Source organism: Variovorax sp. J31P207 (assembly GCF_030316965.1).
GTDB classification, from domain to species: domain Bacteria; phylum Pseudomonadota; class Gammaproteobacteria; order Burkholderiales; family Burkholderiaceae_C; genus Variovorax; species Variovorax ginsengisoli_B.
In genome coordinates this window covers 124,900-139,593 of sequence record NZ_JASZYN010000013.1, presented here as the reverse complement: position 1 = coordinate 139,593, position 14,694 = coordinate 124,900, and the positions used below count along the sequence as shown (strand labels likewise).

13 protein-coding genes and 1 pseudogene are annotated in these 14,694 nt (G+C 70.1%); 7 read left to right on the top strand and 7 right to left on the bottom strand.

Features of this window, described 5'->3' with window-relative positions:
• The first annotated feature begins 8 nt into the window (after window positions 1–8).
• Complete coding sequence (locus tag QTI68_RS32070; protein ID WP_286527436.1) at window positions 9–1,385, top strand: FAD-binding oxidoreductase; 1,377 nt, start codon at window positions 9–11, stop codon at window positions 1,383–1,385.
• 1 nt (window position 1,386) lies between these two features.
• On the opposite strand, the gene QTI68_RS32065 is transcribed toward QTI68_RS32070, so the two are convergent.
• Entirely contained in the window at window positions 1,387–4,926 is a 3,540-nt protein-coding gene (locus QTI68_RS32065) for a helix-turn-helix transcriptional regulator (protein ID WP_286527433.1), read from the bottom strand.
• 203 nt (window positions 4,927–5,129) lie between these two features.
• On the opposite strand from QTI68_RS32065, the gene QTI68_RS32060 reads away from it, so the two are divergent.
• The gene (locus tag QTI68_RS32060) at window positions 5,130–5,570 is read left to right on the top strand and encodes a hypothetical protein (protein WP_286527431.1); all 441 of its coding nucleotides are present in this window, start codon (window positions 5,130–5,132) and stop codon (window positions 5,568–5,570) included.
• A gap of 19 nt (window positions 5,571–5,589) precedes the next feature.
• Here QTI68_RS32060 and QTI68_RS32055 read toward each other — a convergent pair whose 3' ends face one another.
• Window positions 5,590–6,033: a PaaI family thioesterase gene (locus QTI68_RS32055; protein ID WP_286527428.1), complete on the bottom strand. Its 444-nt coding sequence runs from the start codon at window positions 6,031–6,033 to the stop codon at window positions 5,590–5,592.
• An 87-nt stretch (window positions 6,034–6,120) separates the two neighbouring features.
• On the opposite strand from QTI68_RS32055, the gene QTI68_RS32050 reads away from it, so the two are divergent.
• Window positions 6,121–6,711, top strand: a complete 591-nt coding sequence (locus tag QTI68_RS32050; RefSeq protein WP_286527425.1) for a TetR/AcrR family transcriptional regulator — start codon at window positions 6,121–6,123, stop codon at window positions 6,709–6,711.
• Here QTI68_RS32050 and QTI68_RS32045 read toward each other — a convergent pair.
• Complete coding sequence (locus tag QTI68_RS32045) at window positions 6,692–7,540, bottom strand: class I SAM-dependent methyltransferase (protein WP_286527422.1); 849 nt, start codon at window positions 7,538–7,540, stop codon at window positions 6,692–6,694. The genes QTI68_RS32050 and QTI68_RS32045 overlap by 20 nt on opposite strands.
• 75 nt (window positions 7,541–7,615) lie before the next feature.
• Between QTI68_RS32045 and QTI68_RS32040 the strand changes: the two genes are divergently transcribed.
• Both QTI68_RS32040 and QTI68_RS32035 read left to right on the top strand, forming a co-directional pair.
• On the top strand, window positions 7,616–8,998 hold the full coding sequence (locus tag QTI68_RS32040) for a HipA domain-containing protein (RefSeq protein ID WP_286527421.1): 1,383 nt from the start codon (window positions 7,616–7,618) through the stop codon (window positions 8,996–8,998).
• 138 nt (window positions 8,999–9,136) lie between these two features.
• Complete coding sequence (locus QTI68_RS32035; RefSeq protein ID WP_286527419.1) at window positions 9,137–9,982, top strand: hypothetical protein; 846 nt, start codon at window positions 9,137–9,139, stop codon at window positions 9,980–9,982.
• Window positions 9,983–10,024: 42 nt separating this feature from the next.
• On the opposite strand, the pseudogene QTI68_RS32030 reads toward QTI68_RS32035, so the two are convergent.
• The 4 genes and pseudogenes from QTI68_RS32030 to QTI68_RS32015 form a co-directional block, all read right to left on the bottom strand.
• Window positions 10,025–10,498 (bottom strand): annotated as a pseudogene (locus tag QTI68_RS32030) (thioredoxin family protein); the annotation flags it as partial.
• A gap of 158 nt (window positions 10,499–10,656) precedes the next feature.
• A complete protein-coding gene (locus QTI68_RS32025; protein ID WP_286527417.1) occupies window positions 10,657–10,908 on the bottom strand; it encodes a pentapeptide MXKDX repeat protein in 252 nt (83 codons plus the stop codon).
• A 99-nt stretch (window positions 10,909–11,007) separates the two neighbouring features.
• The gene (locus tag QTI68_RS32020; RefSeq protein WP_286527414.1) at window positions 11,008–11,799 is read right to left on the bottom strand and encodes a molybdopterin-dependent oxidoreductase; all 792 of its coding nucleotides are present in this window, start codon (window positions 11,797–11,799) and stop codon (window positions 11,008–11,010) included.
• On the bottom strand, window positions 11,796–12,404 hold the full coding sequence (locus QTI68_RS32015) for a cytochrome b/b6 domain-containing protein (protein ID WP_286527412.1): 609 nt from the start codon (window positions 12,402–12,404) through the stop codon (window positions 11,796–11,798). The genes QTI68_RS32020 and QTI68_RS32015 overlap by 4 nt, the downstream gene beginning before the upstream one ends.
• 96 nt (window positions 12,405–12,500) lie before the next feature.
• Here QTI68_RS32015 and QTI68_RS32010 point away from each other — a divergent pair, with 96 nt between their 5' ends.
• Together QTI68_RS32010 and QTI68_RS32005 are read left to right on the top strand one after the other, a co-directional pair.
• A complete protein-coding gene (locus tag QTI68_RS32010; RefSeq protein ID WP_286527410.1) occupies window positions 12,501–13,226 on the top strand; it encodes a response regulator transcription factor in 726 nt (241 codons plus the stop codon).
• The gene (locus tag QTI68_RS32005) at window positions 13,223–14,692 is read left to right on the top strand and encodes a sensor histidine kinase (RefSeq protein ID WP_286527408.1); all 1,470 of its coding nucleotides are present in this window, start codon (window positions 13,223–13,225) and stop codon (window positions 14,690–14,692) included. The genes QTI68_RS32010 and QTI68_RS32005 overlap by 4 nt, the downstream gene beginning before the upstream one ends.
• Window positions 14,693–14,694 lie beyond the last annotated feature (2 nt).

Genomic DNA, 14,694 nt, shown 5'->3' with positions numbered 1-14,694 from the left:
GATCCGACATGCTGAACCCAGACCGACTGACCCAGTTTTCCGCCTCGCTGCGCGGGCGCATCGTGCAGCCCGGGGACGCCGACTACGATGCCTCGCGCCGCGTCTACAACGCGATGATCGATCGCCGTCCGCGCCTGATCGTCCATTGCCGCGACGTCGCCGACGTGATGCACAGCGTCGACTTCGCCCGCGAGCAGTCGCTGCTGCTGGCCGTGCGCGGCGGCGGCCACAACGGGGGCGGCCTGGGCACCTGCGACGACGGGCTGGTGATCGACCTGTCGGGGCTGAACGGCATCCGGGTCGATGCCGCGGCCCGAACCGTGCGGGTCGAGGGCGGCTGCACCTGGGCCGATGTGGATCACGCCACGCACGCCTTCGGCATGGCCACGCCCTCCGGCATCATCGGCACCACCGGCGTGGGCGGGCTGACGCTCGGCGGCGGCCTCGGCCACCTGACGCGCCGCTGCGGCCTGTCGATCGACAACCTGCTCGAAGCCGACGTGGTGCTGGCCGACGGCACGCTGGTCACCGCCAGTGCCGAGCAGCATCCTGAGCTCTATTGGGCGCTGCGCGGCGGCGGCGGCAACTTCGGCGTCGTGACCTCCTTCCTGTTCCGGCTGCACCCGATCGACACGGTGGTCGCCGGGCCGACCTTCTGGGCGCTGGAGCAGGCCGGCGACGTGATGCGCTGGTACCGCGATTTCATCCTCGCGGCGCCGGAGACCCTGAACGGCTTCTTCGCCTACCTGACGGTGCCGCCGGTCGATCCCTTCCCCGCCGCGCTGCAAGGCCGGAAGGTGTGCGGTGTCGTCTGGTGCTACACGGGCGAGCTGGCGGAGGCCGATGCCGTCTTCAAGCCGGTCGCCGAATTCGGGCCGCCGCTGATGCACGGCGTCCAGCCGATGCCGTTCCCGGCGCTGCAGGGGGCCTTCGACGCCTTGTTCCCGCCCGGCGACCAATGGTATTGGCGGGCCGACTTCGTCAATCAGCTGAGCGACGCGGCGATCGCCGAGCACCTGCGCTTCGGCCCCGAGATGCCGACCCCGCAGTCGACCATGCACCTCTATCCGATCGACGGTGCGGCGCATCGGCCGAAGGCCTCCGACACGCCGTTCGCCTACCGCGATGCGAACTGGGCCGAAGTGATCGTCGGGGTGAGCCCGGACCCGAAGGATGCCGCCCGCATCACGGCCTGGACCAAGGACTACTGGAACGCCCTGCATCCGCATTCGGCAGGCGGCGCCTACGTCAACATGATGATGGACGAAGGCGACGAGCGGATCCGCGCCTCGTACCGCGACAACTACCCGCGACTGGTGGCCGCCAAGCGCCGCTACGACCCGAAGAACCTGTTCCGGGTCAACCAGAACATCCGTCCCGAGTAGGCTACGGCTTCAGCAGGCCCTCGCGGTTGGCGAAGGCCGCCGCCTCGGTCCGGTTGGCGGTGTAGGTCTTCTCGAGGATGCTGCGCACGTGGTTGGCCACGGTGTTCGGACTGATCCCGAGCACCTGGCCGATCTCGCGGTTGTTGCGGCCCATCGCGATCAGGCGCAGCACGCCGACCTCGCGCTCGGTGAGCCCGCAGGGATGGCCGGCGGCCGGCGCGGCGACCGGTTCGTCCAGCGATTGCGCCAGCGCCTCGATGCGCGGCGTCAGCGCGTTCATGCCCAGGGCCACGCTGTCGGCGAGCGCATCCGCGAGCAGGGCGCGGGCCCGGGGCAGGTCGCCGGGCTCGGCCCGCCGATGCAGCATCAGCGCGTAGTCATGGCGGCTGTGGGCGAGCCAGACCCGCGAGCCGGTCTGGCGGTCCATCGACAGGGCCGCCTCGAAATGGAGCTGCGCGAGGTCCCACTGCCCGATCACCGAGGCCAGGGCGCCGAGCAGCCGGTCGGTCGACCCCATGCAGGGACCACTGGAGTCGCCGAGCAGGTTGGCGCCCGCGTGGCCGCGCAGCTGGCCGTACATCAGGGCCGCATGCTCGGCATGGCCCAGGTAGACGCAGAGCTCGGCCGCGAAGATGACCAGGGTCAGCGTGCCGCCATCGGTGGGCGGCCGGGACAGGCGGGTCCAGGGGAGGGTGTCGAACACGGCCTGGCACTCGTCGCGCATGCCGAGTTCGGCATACAGCAGCGCCAGGCCGGGCAGCCAGGTCTGCGCGGTCGGCGTTTCGCGCACGAACTGCTGCAGCATCGGCAGCGCTTCGCGCAGGCGCCCCTGTTCGCGCCGCAGGCAGAACATCTGCATGCCGAAGGCACCGACGGCCTTGTCCTCGGCGACCCGCCGGCCGACGTCCAGCGCCCGGTTCGCCCAGCGCTCGGCGTCCTCGAAGCGCCCTTCGTTGAGGGCGACCAGCACCTCGATGTGCCGGCAGAGCGACAGCCAGTAGTGGGCACGCCACTGCGCCGACAACCGCAGGCCCTGGTCGCGCACGCGGCTCAGCACGGCGACATCGCCGACCCGGACGAGATCGCACAGGTAGAAGGCCAGCAGGTTCGGGATGCGTTCCGGCATGGCGAGCTCTTCGGCGATCGCCCAGGCCTCGGCCGCCGCCGCGATGCGTTCGCCCAGCAGCTCGGGCCAGTAGCCGGCCGCAGCAATCGCGGAGAGCGCCAGGTAGAGGCTGCGCATGTCGTCGATCCGCCGTGCCAGTTCGACCGCACGCCGGTGCGCCTCCTTGGCCTCGGCGGAGCGATCGCAATAGATGTAGGCCACGCACAGCCGGCTCAGCAATTCGACCCGCTCGGCGTCGTTGCCCTGGTGCAGGGCGATGGCCTCCAGCAGGAGGGCCACGGCGGCTTCGCCCGATTGGCCGGCCTGCGTGCTGCTGCTGGAGAAGCCGATGGCGGCCCGGGCGAACTGGGCGCTCAAGCCGCACTGGCGCGCCAGTTCGGCCGCCTGCCGATAGGAGGCGACCGCCGTTTCCGGCACGTCGCACCAGAGCTCGGCATCGCCGAGCGCCGCCATCACGTCGCAGCGCTGCACCAGGTCGTTGGGAAAATGGCGGTCCAGCAGTTGCAGCGCCAGCCGGAGCAGGCGTGCCGCTTCCTCGAAGGCCAGCAGCCGCGCCGCATGGCCGGCCGCCCGCCGGGCATAGGCGAGGGCCTTGGTCGCCGCACTGCCCGGGCCGGCCTCGCTGAAGTGATAGGCCAGCTGCGACCACACCATGCCGTCGTCGCTGCCGTGGTGCTGCTCCAGCGTCTCGCCGATGCGCAGGTGCAGGCGCGCGCGGCGCATCCCCAGCATCTCGTCGTAGAGCGCGTCGCGAATCAGGGCATGGCCGAAGCGGAACTGCTGCGTGTCCGGCACCGCTTCGATGATCTGTTCGCCCATGGCCTCTTCGAGCGCCTGCAGCAGTTCGTCCTCGGACTTGTCGGCTTCGAGCCGCGCCAGCAGGGGCAGGTCGAAACTGCGCCCGATGCAGGCCGCGGTCGACAGCAGCCTGGCCGCCGGCGCCGACAGGCGGTTCAGTCGTCGGCCGATCACTTCGCGCACGCCGGTCGGGACCTTGGTCAGCAGCCGCGCATCGTCGATGGCCGCATGGCCTTCGTGCGGTGCCCGCGCCGAGATCATGTAGCGCAGCATTTCCTCGAGGAACAGCGGGTGCCCTTCGGTGCGGGTGTGCAGTGCATCCACCAGGTTGGCGCTGGCCGTGCCGCCGCTGGCGGCGACCGCGAACTCCGCGGTTTCGCGTGCGCTCAGGCCCTGCAGTTCGATGCGCTGGCACACCGGCGAGCGGGCGAGCTCGGCCAGGGTCTCGAACAGTGGATGCTGGCGCGACAGCTCGGTGTCCCGGTAGGTCCCGACCACCAGCATGGCGCAATCGTCCAGTTCGCCCGCCAGGAAGGAGAACAGCCGAAGCGAGGTGGCGTCGGCCCAGTGCAGGTCTTCGAAGATCAGCAGGACAGGCGCGCGCTGCGCCGCGCGGCGCCAGAACCCGGCGATCGCATCGAACAGCCGAAAGCGCGATTGGGCCGAATCGACGACCGAGGCGTCGCCCGGCGGGGTGGCGAATTGCTCGGCCACCTCGGGCGCGATGCTGCCGATGTCGGCCAGCCCGGCACCGAAGGTCTGGGCCATGGCCGGGTCGCCGCTGCCGCGCAGGTAGCTGCGGATCAGTTGCCGCCATGGCCAGTAGGGGGGCGCCCCGGCCTCCTCGAGACAGCGGCCCCAGAGCACCAGCGTGCCGCTGTCCTGGGCATGCAGGGCCAGTTGCTGCGTCAGGCTGGTCTTGCCCATGCCGCTGGAGCCGGCCAGCAGGACGATCCGGCCGAAACCTTTGCGAGCGCCCTGGAGCGCGCTCTTGAGCTGCGCCAGCTCGGCTCTTCGGCCCACGAACACGCCGGACGGCCGCGGGCTGGCGCGGGGCGGGGGAGCGGCCGCCGGTGCCTCCGCGTCGCGGCCCGGACGGACCACGAAGGCATGGATCGGGCGCGCGATGTTCTTGAGCGGCTGCTCGCCCTTGTCGGCGAAGCTCGCATCGACCCGGCTGCCGACGGCGCCGCGCACCGCGTCCGAGACGACGATGCCGCCGGGTTCGGCCAGCGCCTGGAGCCGGGCGGCGACGTTGACCCCGTCACCGTAGACCGTGCCGTCCTGCTTCTCGATGACGTCGCCCAGGTGGACGCCGATGCGAAACGGCATCCGCGGCCGGGAAGCAGTGTCGGTGGCGGCCTGCGCGAGGTCCTGCTGGATCGTGATCGCCGCGCTGACCGCGCCGGTGGCGGTTTCGAAGACGGCCAGGATGGAGTCGCCCGCCATGTCGATGACGCGGCCGTGGTTCGACTCGATCCGGCCCCTGAAGAGCTCGCGCGCGGCGTCGAGCGCCGCCAGCGTGGCGTGCTCGTCGCCGGCCATCAGCCGCGAAAAGCCGGCGGCATCGGCGCAGAGGATGGCGATGAGTCGCTGCCTGACCGAGGAATCGTCCATGGCTATGCGGCCTTCGTCGTTGCAAACGGGAACTGCGGTATTGAAGCACGTCGACCGGCGCTTGCGGCGGGGATTCCCCGGCCCCGTCCTTGTGAGAAGATTTCCTGCCTCGCCATTGCCCTACACGGCCCGCATCCCGAGGCTCACAGTCCGGGCCGCCGCGGGCATCGACAGTACAGGGAACGCAACAAAGGAGCGACGCCATGGAATCAGACAACGTCAAGACACCCGCCCAACTCGCGGAGGAAGCGCGCCAGGTCGGCCGCGATGCGGTCGAGGCGGCGCAGGGCTACGCCGCCGAGGCCCGGCGGGTCGGTGCCGACGCGATGCAGTCGATCCGGCCGAGCATCGAGGACGCGAAGGCCACGGGCCGCGAGGGGCTCGACACCATGCGGGGCATCGCGGGTGATGCGCGGGACATCGCGGGCGATGCGGCTGCCACCGGCCGTGCCTATGCCAAGGATGCGGTCAACGCCGCCGGCAAGAAGCTCCACGACGCCCAGGGGCGCATGCAGCGCACCCGGGATGCGTGCACGCAGTTCATTGCCGACGAGCCCGTGAAGGCGGCGCTGATCGCGGCCGCGTCCGGGGCGGTGCTGACCACCTTGCTGATGTCGGCGCTGCGCGGCCGGCGCCGCGACTGACCGATTGCCCTGGATTGCCCTATTGCACCGGCACCAGGATCGCGTCGCCGGTCGCCACCAGCTTGCGCGCGGCACCGGGTGCCTCTTCGGCGAACAGCTCGGCAGAGGTGAACATCTGAGTGCGCCCGGCCTTGACGACCCGCGCCCGGGCCACGAATCGCTGGCCGATCGCGGGCCGCAGGCAGTTCACCGAGAAGTGCGAAGCCAGCACGCGGCCGGCAAGGGTGCTGGCGGCGAAACCGCAGGCGGTGTCGATCAGCGCGCCGATCAGCCCCGCGTGCAGAAAGCCGCTGTATTGGCCGGCCTCCTCGCGCCAAGGCATCAGCAATTCGACGTCGCCGGGGCTGGCGCTGAGCACCTCGAAGCCGGCCCAGCGGTTGAATTTCGCGCTGGCGTTCACGGCCTGGATGGCGGCCAGCAGCGCCGGCCCGGTGGCCGGTGGGGGGATCGTGGCGTCGGTCATCGGCATACCTCTTGAATGCAGTGATTTGATGTAGACCAGTCTATATAATTCTGCATTCAAATCCAGACACCTCAGGGACACACGCGAATGGCTCAGGCGCCCAGACACCGGAAAGCAATCGTCGAGACGGCGGCCCGCCTGTTTCGCCAGCAGGGCTTCGCGGCGACCGGCTTGAACCAGATCGTCGAGGAGAGCGCGGCACCCAAGGGGTCGATCTACCACTACTTTCCCGAAGGCAAGGAGGCCATCGGCGCCGCCGCGGTGGCCTGGGCCGGTGAACGCGTGGTGCACACGCTGGCCGGCCTGGCCAACGAGAGCGACGGGCCTGGCGAACTGCTGCGCCGCTACGCGGCGCTGCTCGGCGGCTGGATGGCCGATTCGGACTTCAGGGATGGCTGCCCGATCGCGACGACCCTGCTGGAGACCGCGCCGCGCTCGGGTGCGATCCGCGACGCCGGCGCGGTGGCGCTGGCGGCCTGGGCGCGGGTGTTCAGCGATGCGCTGCAAGCCCGGGGCGCCGAGCCGCTGCGCGCGGCCCGATTGGCGGCGCTGGCGGTCGCCTCGATCGAGGGGGCGCTGCTGCAGGCCCGGGTGGCCGAGAGCCGGCAGCCGCTGGTCGACGCGGCCGAGGAACTGGCGCTGGCCTTCGAGGCCGCGATCAGGGCTTCACGAACTTGAGCACGAAGTCGTCTTTCGGCTGCGGCGGCTCGGGCGTGTTGCGATCGCGCGGGTCGTTCGGATTGCGCAGGAAGAAGCCTTCATCGGCAAACCTGAAGCCGGCCTGTTCGACCTCGGCGCGCAGGAACGATTCCTCGATCCGGTGCAGCGTGCCGGATTCGGAAATGCCGGTGCCGGGGCGGCCGGCATGGTCGGCCAGCACGTAGAGACCGCCCGGCTTCAGCGCCGCGAAGACGGCGCGGTTCAGCTGAGCGCGGTCGGCACCCAGGTGGCCGAGGTCGTGGTAGTTGAACATCAGCGTGACGAGGTCGAGGCTGCCCGGCGCGACGTCGGGTGGCACCGGCTGCTCGAACGGCTGGACCACCGCCACGATGTGTCCGCTGCGCAGCCGTTCGGCGCGGCCCGCCAGGCCCGCCGATGGCGGTCGCGGCGCGGGGGCGACAGCCATCGGCGGCGCGCCGCCTTCGGGTTGGGCCGGCGGCGGGCCGGTCCGGCGCGGCGGGGTCTGCCCATAGACACGCCCCGACGGGCCAGCCGCGCGGGCCAGCAGTTCGGTGGTGTAGCCGCCGGCGGCACTGATGTCCAGCGCTTGCATGCCGGGCTTGACGCCGATGAACATCAGCATCTCCTGGGGCTTGCGGCGCTGGTCGTTGGTGCGATCGGCTTCGCTGCGCTCCGGGTCGGCCACCAGGGCGGCGACCTGGTCGCGGGTTAAGGTCGGGGCGCGGGTTGCGCAGGCAGTCACGGCCATGGCGAGCGCGACGGCCGCTACGGTGATCAGTGGCCGAACAATGCCCGAAGGGCGGGGCAGGGGCAGGTGGAACGCCATGTCAGGACTCCTCGCAACGCGCGAAACATGCAGTCTGCCACTGCTGCACCGCGCTAGAATCCTCGATGAAATTCATTGAACTATTCATTGAACAATTCATTTACATCCAAAGTGCAGGGCGAAGCCGAGCGGGTTGCGCTGGTGCGCAGCGCACTTTCCCAGGGACCGCGGTCATCGGTGGAACTCCTGGCGATGCTCCAGGCCAGTCAGCCGACCTTCTCTCGAACTATTCAAAAGCTGGGGCCCGAGGTCATCCGTTTCCGGGAGCCGGGGGTGCGGACGCCGCGCTACGCCCTGCTTCGCGCGGAGCCGGTTGCCTCGCCGCAACCGATGTTCCGGGTCGATGCGGAGGGCCGGGTCGCCGAGATCGGCTCGGTCAGCTTCCTGCGCGGGGGCGGCACGTGGGTGGACGCGCCTCGTGGGACCACTTCTTTCCATGAGGGTCTTCCTCCGGCGATGGCGTTCGCCGCGCCGTCGGGCTATCTGGGTGCCCGCCTGGCAAGGGCCGTGGCGGCTGCGTTGGGGGTGCCACCGTCGCTGCGGGACTGGTCGGACGATCATCGCGCGACCTTCCTGTGCCGCCTCGGCGCGGACGTCGGCGGGGCGCTGATCTGGGGCGCCGATTCCTTTGCCTTGCACATGGCATCGCGCCGAGCCGCGGCCGTGCCGGCGCCGGACATTCCGCGTGTGTATCGCGACCTGGCGACCGGGACCGCACAGACCGGTGCAGGCAGCAGTGCCGGAGGGGAGCAGCCGAAGTTCACCTGCGAGACCGAGGCGCGCGGCCACCTGATCGTGAAGTTCGCGCGCCGTGCGAGCCGCTCGGCCGAGTTGCTCGTCCTGGAGGAACTGGCGCTGCGGTCCTTGTCGAAGGCGGGCATCGCGGCGGCCCGCGCCCATTACCTGGAACTGGACGACTACGGCTACCTGGAAGTCGAGCGGTTCGACCGAGTGGGCCGTTTCGGCCGGCGCGGGTTGATCTCCGCAGGGGCGGTCGACGACGAACGGTTCGGGATGAGAGACAACTGGCCGGCCTTCGCGCAGCGATGCGAAGAGGCCCGGATCCTCGATGCCGACGCCCTGCGTTGCGTCCTCGTCCTCGCCGCCTTCTCGGAACTCATCGGCAACGGCGACCGTCACTTCGAGAACTTGTCGTTGCTGACCGATGACCACGATCGGCCGAACGCGCTCGCGCCGGCCTACGACATGCTGCCGATGGTCTATGCGCCGGTGGGCGGCGGCATCGAGCCGGAGCTCCGCCGCGTCGCCCCTTCGTTCCTCGGCCTGGGCGCGAGGACCGACGTCTGGCAGCCGGCGTTCGAGGCCGCCCGCAGCTTCTGGGCCGCGGCGGCCGCCGATCGCAGGCTGTCCGCGCCGATGCGCGCCATCAGCGGCGCCAATGGCATGCATGTGGCCGAGGTGGTCGCCCCGTTGCTGCCTGCCGCGCCGACGCGCTGAACGTCTTTGCGCAGGGTCTTGCGCAATGCCGCCCGGCCTCTATGATCGAGTGGCGCGAAATAGATACTTTTAGATACATCTAAAGTTCTCTTTTTCGACCGACTCCCTCCGACAGGCTTCCAGAGGAATGCAAGTCCGATGAGATCCCGCCTGCGATCCTGCACAGCGTCGGCCCTGCTCGGGGCCTGCGCCGCCCTGGCGCTGCCGGGCTGCGCGCTGGTCGTGCGCGGCACCCAGCAGGACATCCAGGTCGACGCGGTGTCCGCCGACGGCAAGGCGCTCGACGGCGTCGAGTGCCGCGCAGGCGACGCCGTGGCGGCGGCACCGGCGGGCATCTCCGCGCCGCGGCTCACGGTCAGGCGCTCGGGCGACGACCTCTCGGTTCGCTGCCTGTCGCAAGGCCGCGTGGTGGCGTCCGCCAAGGTGATCTCGCGCTCCGACATGGGGCTCATCAGCCTGGCGGTGGGTGGCGTGCTCAGCGCGACCATCGACCATCTGTCCGGCGCGGCCTTCGCGTACCCGGGCTGGATCACGCTGGTGGCCGGCGAGGAGCGCAGCTACGACCGCCGGGACAGTGCCGATGGGCCTTCGGGCGGCATCTTCGTCAGCCGGCTCGGTGCCGGTGCGCCTGGTGCGTCCGGTGCCGTGGCCCTGACGGTCGCTCCCGTCATGCAGGGCCCCAACTACTACCGCGCCAACTACAGCGTCACGGCCAGCCAGTTGCTGCGCCCCGGTGCCCGCCGCACCGGCCGCGATACCTACAACGCCGAGAAGCTCGCGCTGGCGATGCAATGCAGCGCGACGCCGCGCGCGGTGCTGATCGAGCGCGGGGCCGGATTCGAGGTCCACCGGGTGCCGTGCACGGCCAGGGTCGAACTGTCGGTGCGCTGCGAGTTCGGCAACTGCCGGGTGCAGCCCGCCGCCTTGCCGCCGGCCGGCGCGATCGCCGGCCTGTCGCCGGATCAACACCTGCCAGGGCCTTGACGCCAGGCGGTCGAAGACCTGCCGGGTGGCGTCCGTTGGATTTCAGCCCGGCCTGTGGTCCCTGGCCGCCTCGTCGAGCAGTTGCCTGATCACCTGTTCCGACTTCGCGTACTCGCCTTCGCCGAAGTGGTGGAAGCGCACGCGCCCCTGTGCGTCGACGAAGTACAGCGCCGGCCAGTAGGTGTTGCCGAACGCCCGCCAGATCGCGAAGTCGTTGTCGATCGCCACCGGGAACTCGATGTCCAGGTCGGCGACGGCCTTCTTCACGTTCGCGATGTTCTTCTCGTAGGCGAACTCGGGCGCATGCACGCTGAGCACCACCAGGCCCTGGTCCTTGTATTTGCGATGCCATTCGCGCACGTGCGGCAATGCGTTTCGGCAGTTGATGCAGCCGAAGGTCCAGAAGTCGACCAGCACCACCTTGCCGCGCAGCCCTTCAGCACTCAGCGGCGGCGAGTTGAGCCAGTCGACGGCGCCGGCGAGCCGCGGCAGCGTGCCCTCGACCGGCAGTTCGAGCCGCGCCGCGCTGCCGCGCTCCGGCGTCGGCGCGTCGGCAGCGGCGAGCGTCGGTGCGATGCCGGCGAGCAGCGACAAGCCGCCGATGGCGAGAATGCGGCCGACGCGCGCGAAGAGAAAGAGCAGCATGGCAGGCCTCTGCGACGGCGCGGTGGCGGCTACTTCTTCATCTCGTCCTTGCCCATCGCGTCCTTGGACATCGCATCCTTGGACATCGCATCCTTCTTCATGGCGTCCTTCGCCATCGTGTCCTTCTTCATGCCGCCCTTGGCCATGGCGTCCTTGGACATGCTGTCCTTGGCCATCGAATCCTTGGCCATGTCGTCCTTCTTCATCTCGTCGGCGGCGAAGGCCGAGACCGAGCCGATGGCCAGGCAGGTGGCGAGCAGTGTGGCGGAGAGCGCATTCATGTCAGTGGTCCTTCAAGAGAGTCGTTTGCGGAAAAAAAGGGCTCGGTTCCGAATGAACACGGCCGCGCGTTCCAGCAGCGCCGGGTCGCCTGAGGCGACTCAGCTGCCGCCGAACCAGTTGTAGCCCTGGTCTTCCCAGTAGCCGCCAGGGTAGGTGTTGGTGACGAAGATGGCCTGGATGTGCTTCGGGTTCTTGTAGCCCAGCTTGGTCGGCATCCGCAGCTTCATCGGGAAGCCGTACTTCGGCGGCAGCGGCTGGCCGTCGTAGCTCAGCGTCAGCAGCGTCTGCGGATGCAGGGCGGTCGGCATGTCGATGCTGGTGTAGTAGTCGTCGGCGCACTTGAAGCCGACATACCTGGCGCCGGTGTCAGCGCCGACGCGGTGCAGGAAGTCCGCAAAGCGCACGCCGCCCCACTTGCCGATCGCGCTCCAGCCCTCGACGCAGATGTGGCGCGTGACCTGGTCCTGCTGCGGCATCGCGCGCAACTCGGCCAGCGTCCAGCGCCGCCGGTCGGCCACCAGGCCGGTCACCTCGAGCGTGAAGCCTTCTTCCGCGACCGTGCGAACCTCGTCCTCGCCGTAGTAGGCGTTGAAGGGGAAGGGCCGCGTGATCATCGACTCGGGGTAGGTCGGCGCCAGCCGCGCCGGATCGAAGATCAGACCCTGCACCCTGTCGTTGAAGCGCGAGACCGCGCCGAGCGCGGCTTCGACGCTGTCGTTGTCGCTGATGCTGCAGCCGGTCAACAGCGACAGGCCGCCGAGCGTGAGCGAGCGCTGCAGGAAGGCGCGGCGCGCCGGCTGCGCGACGCGGCGGCCGATCAGCACGCGCGCCTCGGCCAGGGCCGCCTCGGCGTCGACGGTGTCCAGGGCAGGGCGCTTGAAGAGCTTCATGATTCGACTCCGGAACGGCTGCCGAGCATGGCGAGCAGCGAGCGCGGCACCAGCGCGACCATCACCAGGTGCACGGCGACGAAGGCCACCAGCGCCGCCATCGCGAAGAAGTGGATGCGGCGGGCGAATTCGTAGCCGCCGAGCAGATCGCGCAGCAGGCCGAACTGCACCGACTTCCACAGCACCAGCCCGGACAGCACCAGCAGCACGATGTCGCAGATCACGAACAGGTAGGCGAAGCGCTGCACGCTGTTGTAGTGGCGCGGGTCGGCGTGCGAGAGCCGACCGCGCAGCGCCGCCAGCGCGTCGTGCCAGATGCCGGAGATCGACAGCGGGAAGAACTTGCGCCACAGGCGGCCGCTCGCCAGGTTCAGCGCCAGGTAGACCAGGCCGTTGGCGGCCAGCAGCCACATCGCGGCGAAGTGCCATTGCAGCGCCCCGCCGAGCCAGCCGCCGAGGGTCAGCGCGGCGGGGAACTCGAACGGGAACAACGGCGAGGCATCGTAGATCCGCCAGCCGCTGGCCACCATCACCAGCACCGCCAGGGCGTTGAGCCAGTGCGTGATGCGCAGCCACAGCGGATGGATCGGGGTGTCGCGGTTCATGAGGCCGGATTGTTGGGCGCACCCGGTGACCGTTTCATCACGAAAAGTTCAATTAATCGTGATAACTCGGGCCCCGCGGAAGCGGGAGAATGGGCCATGGATACCGCCAAGCGCGTTCTGATCGTCGAGGACGATGCCCATATCGCAGAGTTGCTGCGCATGCACCTCCACGACGAGGGCTACGCGGTCACGCACGCCGCCGACGGTCACGCCGGCCTGCGCGAACTGGAGCGCGGCAGCTGGGATGCGCTGGTGCTCGACCTGATGCTGCCGGGCATCGACGGCCTGGAAATCTGCCGCCGCGCCCGTGCCATGACGCGCTACACCCCGATCATCATCACCAGCGCGCGCTCGAGCGAGGTCCACCGCATCCTGGGCCTGGAGCTGGGCGCCGACGACTACCTGGCCAAGCCCTTCTCGGTGCTGGAGCTGGTGGCCCGCGTGCGTGCCCTGCTGCGGCGCACCGAGGCCATGGCGCGCAACGCCCGCATCGACTCCGGCCGGCTCGCGCTGGCCGGGATGGGCATCGATCCGATCGCGCGCGAGGTCGAGGTCGACGGCAAACCGATCGAGCTCACGCCGCGCGAATTCGACCTGCTCTATTTCCTTGCCCGCCATCCCGGGCGCGTGTTCTCGCGGCTCGACCTGCTGAACCAGGTGTGGGGCTACCAGCACGACGGCTACGAGCACACGGTCAACACCCACATCAACCGCCTGCGCATGAAGGTCGAGCCCGACCCGGCCGCGCCGCGCCGCATCCTGACCGTCTGGGGGCGCGGCTACAAGCTGGCGGCGGGCGACCTCGAGGAGGCAACAGGATGAGGCTGCGCGGCACGCTCTCGCAACGCCTGTCGCTGGTGTTCGCCGTGCTGCTGCTGGCCTGCTGCGGGGCTTCGGCCTGGCTTCAGTTGCAGGCCAGCGGACGCCACGAGCAGGAGGTGACCCAGCGCCTGTCGGCTGGCCTGGCGGCCCATATCGCCGCGAGCAACCCGATCCTCGGTGAGAGCGGCGCGCTCGATCGTGCCGAGGTGCACGCGCTGTTCGACAAGCTCATGGCGGTCAATCCCAGTGTCGAGGTCTACCTGCTGGCGCCCGACGGGCGCATTGAGGCCCAGGCCGCGCCGCCGGGCCACCTCAAGCTGGACCGGGTCGACCTGGCGCCGATCCACCGGCTGCTGGGCGGCGCCGACCTGCCGGTGCTGGGCGACGATCCGCGCGCCCAGGGCGTGCGCAAGACCTTCAGCGCCGCGCCGCTCAAGGTCGACGGCCGTGATGCCGGCTACGTGTACGTGGTGCTGTCGGGCGAGGAGCGCGAGGCGCTGGTGGCCAACGTGGCGGCCGGCAGCGTGCTGCGCACCATGCTGTGGTCGATCGCGCTGGTGGCCCTGCTGGGCCTGCTGGCGGGGCTGGCGGCGTTTCACCTCATCACGCGGCCGCTGCGACGGCTGACTTCGGCGGTGCGGCAGTTCGACAGCGAAGGGTCGGCCGCGCTGGAGAGCGGCGTGCCCATGCTGGGCGATGCGGGGCAGGGCGGGGGCGACGAGATCGCGACGCTGCGCGACGCCTTCGCCCAGATGACCCGGCGCATCGCCGGCCAGTGGCGCGAGCTGCGCACGCAGGACCAGCAGCGGCGCGAGCTGTTCGCCAACATCTCGCACGACCTGCGCACGCCGCTGACCTCGCTGCACGGCTACCTCGAGACGCTGCTCATGAAGTCCGACACGCTGGCGCCGGCCGAACGCCGGCACTACCTCGAGATCGCGCTCGGGCAGAGCCGCAAGGTGGGGCGGCTGGCGCAAGAGCTGTTCGAGCTGGCGCGGCTCGAATACGGCGTCGTCAAGCCCGAAAAGGAGCGCTTCGCGCTGGCCGACCTGGTGCAGGACGTGTTCCAGAAGTTCGAGCTGGCGGCCGAGGCGCGGCGGCAGCGGCTGGTAGCCGACATTCCGCCGGGCCTGCCGGTGGTGACGGCCGACCTCGGGCTGATCGAGCGGGTGCTGACCAACCTGCTCGACAACGCGATCCGCCACACGCCCGAAGGCGGCGAGATCGCCGTGGTGCTGCGCGCCGACGGCGAGGGGGTCGCGGTCGAGGTCAGCGACACCGGCCCGGGCATCCCGGGCGAGCTGCGCCAGAGCCTGTTCACGCGGCCGCTGTTCTCGTCGTCGACCGGTCGCAGCGGCGGGCTCGGGCTGGTCATCGTGCAGCGCATCCTGCAGCTGCACGGCAGCGACATCCGGCTGCAGCAGCGGGCCGAGAAGGGCGCCGTGTTCTGCTTCGCGCTGCGCTGAGG

Coding starts and splice junctions, on each gene's coding strand:
- QTI68_RS32060 (WP_286527431.1), top strand. CDS start 5,130: ATGGAATCAGACAACGTCAAGACACCCGCCCAACTCGCGGAGGAAGCG.
- QTI68_RS32055 (WP_286527428.1), bottom strand. CDS start 6,033: ATGACCGACGCCACGATCCCCCCACCGGCCACCGGGCCGGCGCTGCTG.
- QTI68_RS32035 (WP_286527419.1), top strand. CDS start 9,137: ATGAGATCCCGCCTGCGATCCTGCACAGCGTCGGCCCTGCTCGGGGCC.
- QTI68_RS32020 (WP_286527414.1), bottom strand. CDS start 11,799: ATGAAGCTCTTCAAGCGCCCTGCCCTGGACACCGTCGACGCCGAGGCG.
- QTI68_RS32005 (WP_286527408.1), top strand. CDS start 13,223: ATGAGGCTGCGCGGCACGCTCTCGCAACGCCTGTCGCTGGTGTTCGCC.
- QTI68_RS32010 (WP_286527410.1), top strand. CDS start 12,501: ATGGATACCGCCAAGCGCGTTCTGATCGTCGAGGACGATGCCCATATC.
- QTI68_RS32045 (WP_286527422.1), bottom strand. CDS start 7,540: ATGGCGTTCCACCTGCCCCTGCCCCGCCCTTCGGGCATTGTTCGGCCA.
- QTI68_RS32070 (WP_286527436.1), top strand. CDS start 9: ATGCTGAACCCAGACCGACTGACCCAGTTTTCCGCCTCGCTGCGCGGG.
- QTI68_RS32015 (WP_286527412.1), bottom strand. CDS start 12,404: ATGAACCGCGACACCCCGATCCATCCGCTGTGGCTGCGCATCACGCAC.
- QTI68_RS32065 (WP_286527433.1), bottom strand. CDS start 4,926: ATGGACGATTCCTCGGTCAGGCAGCGACTCATCGCCATCCTCTGCGCC.
- QTI68_RS32025 (WP_286527417.1), bottom strand. CDS start 10,908: ATGAATGCGCTCTCCGCCACACTGCTCGCCACCTGCCTGGCCATCGGC.
- QTI68_RS32050 (WP_286527425.1), top strand. CDS start 6,121: ATGGCTCAGGCGCCCAGACACCGGAAAGCAATCGTCGAGACGGCGGCC.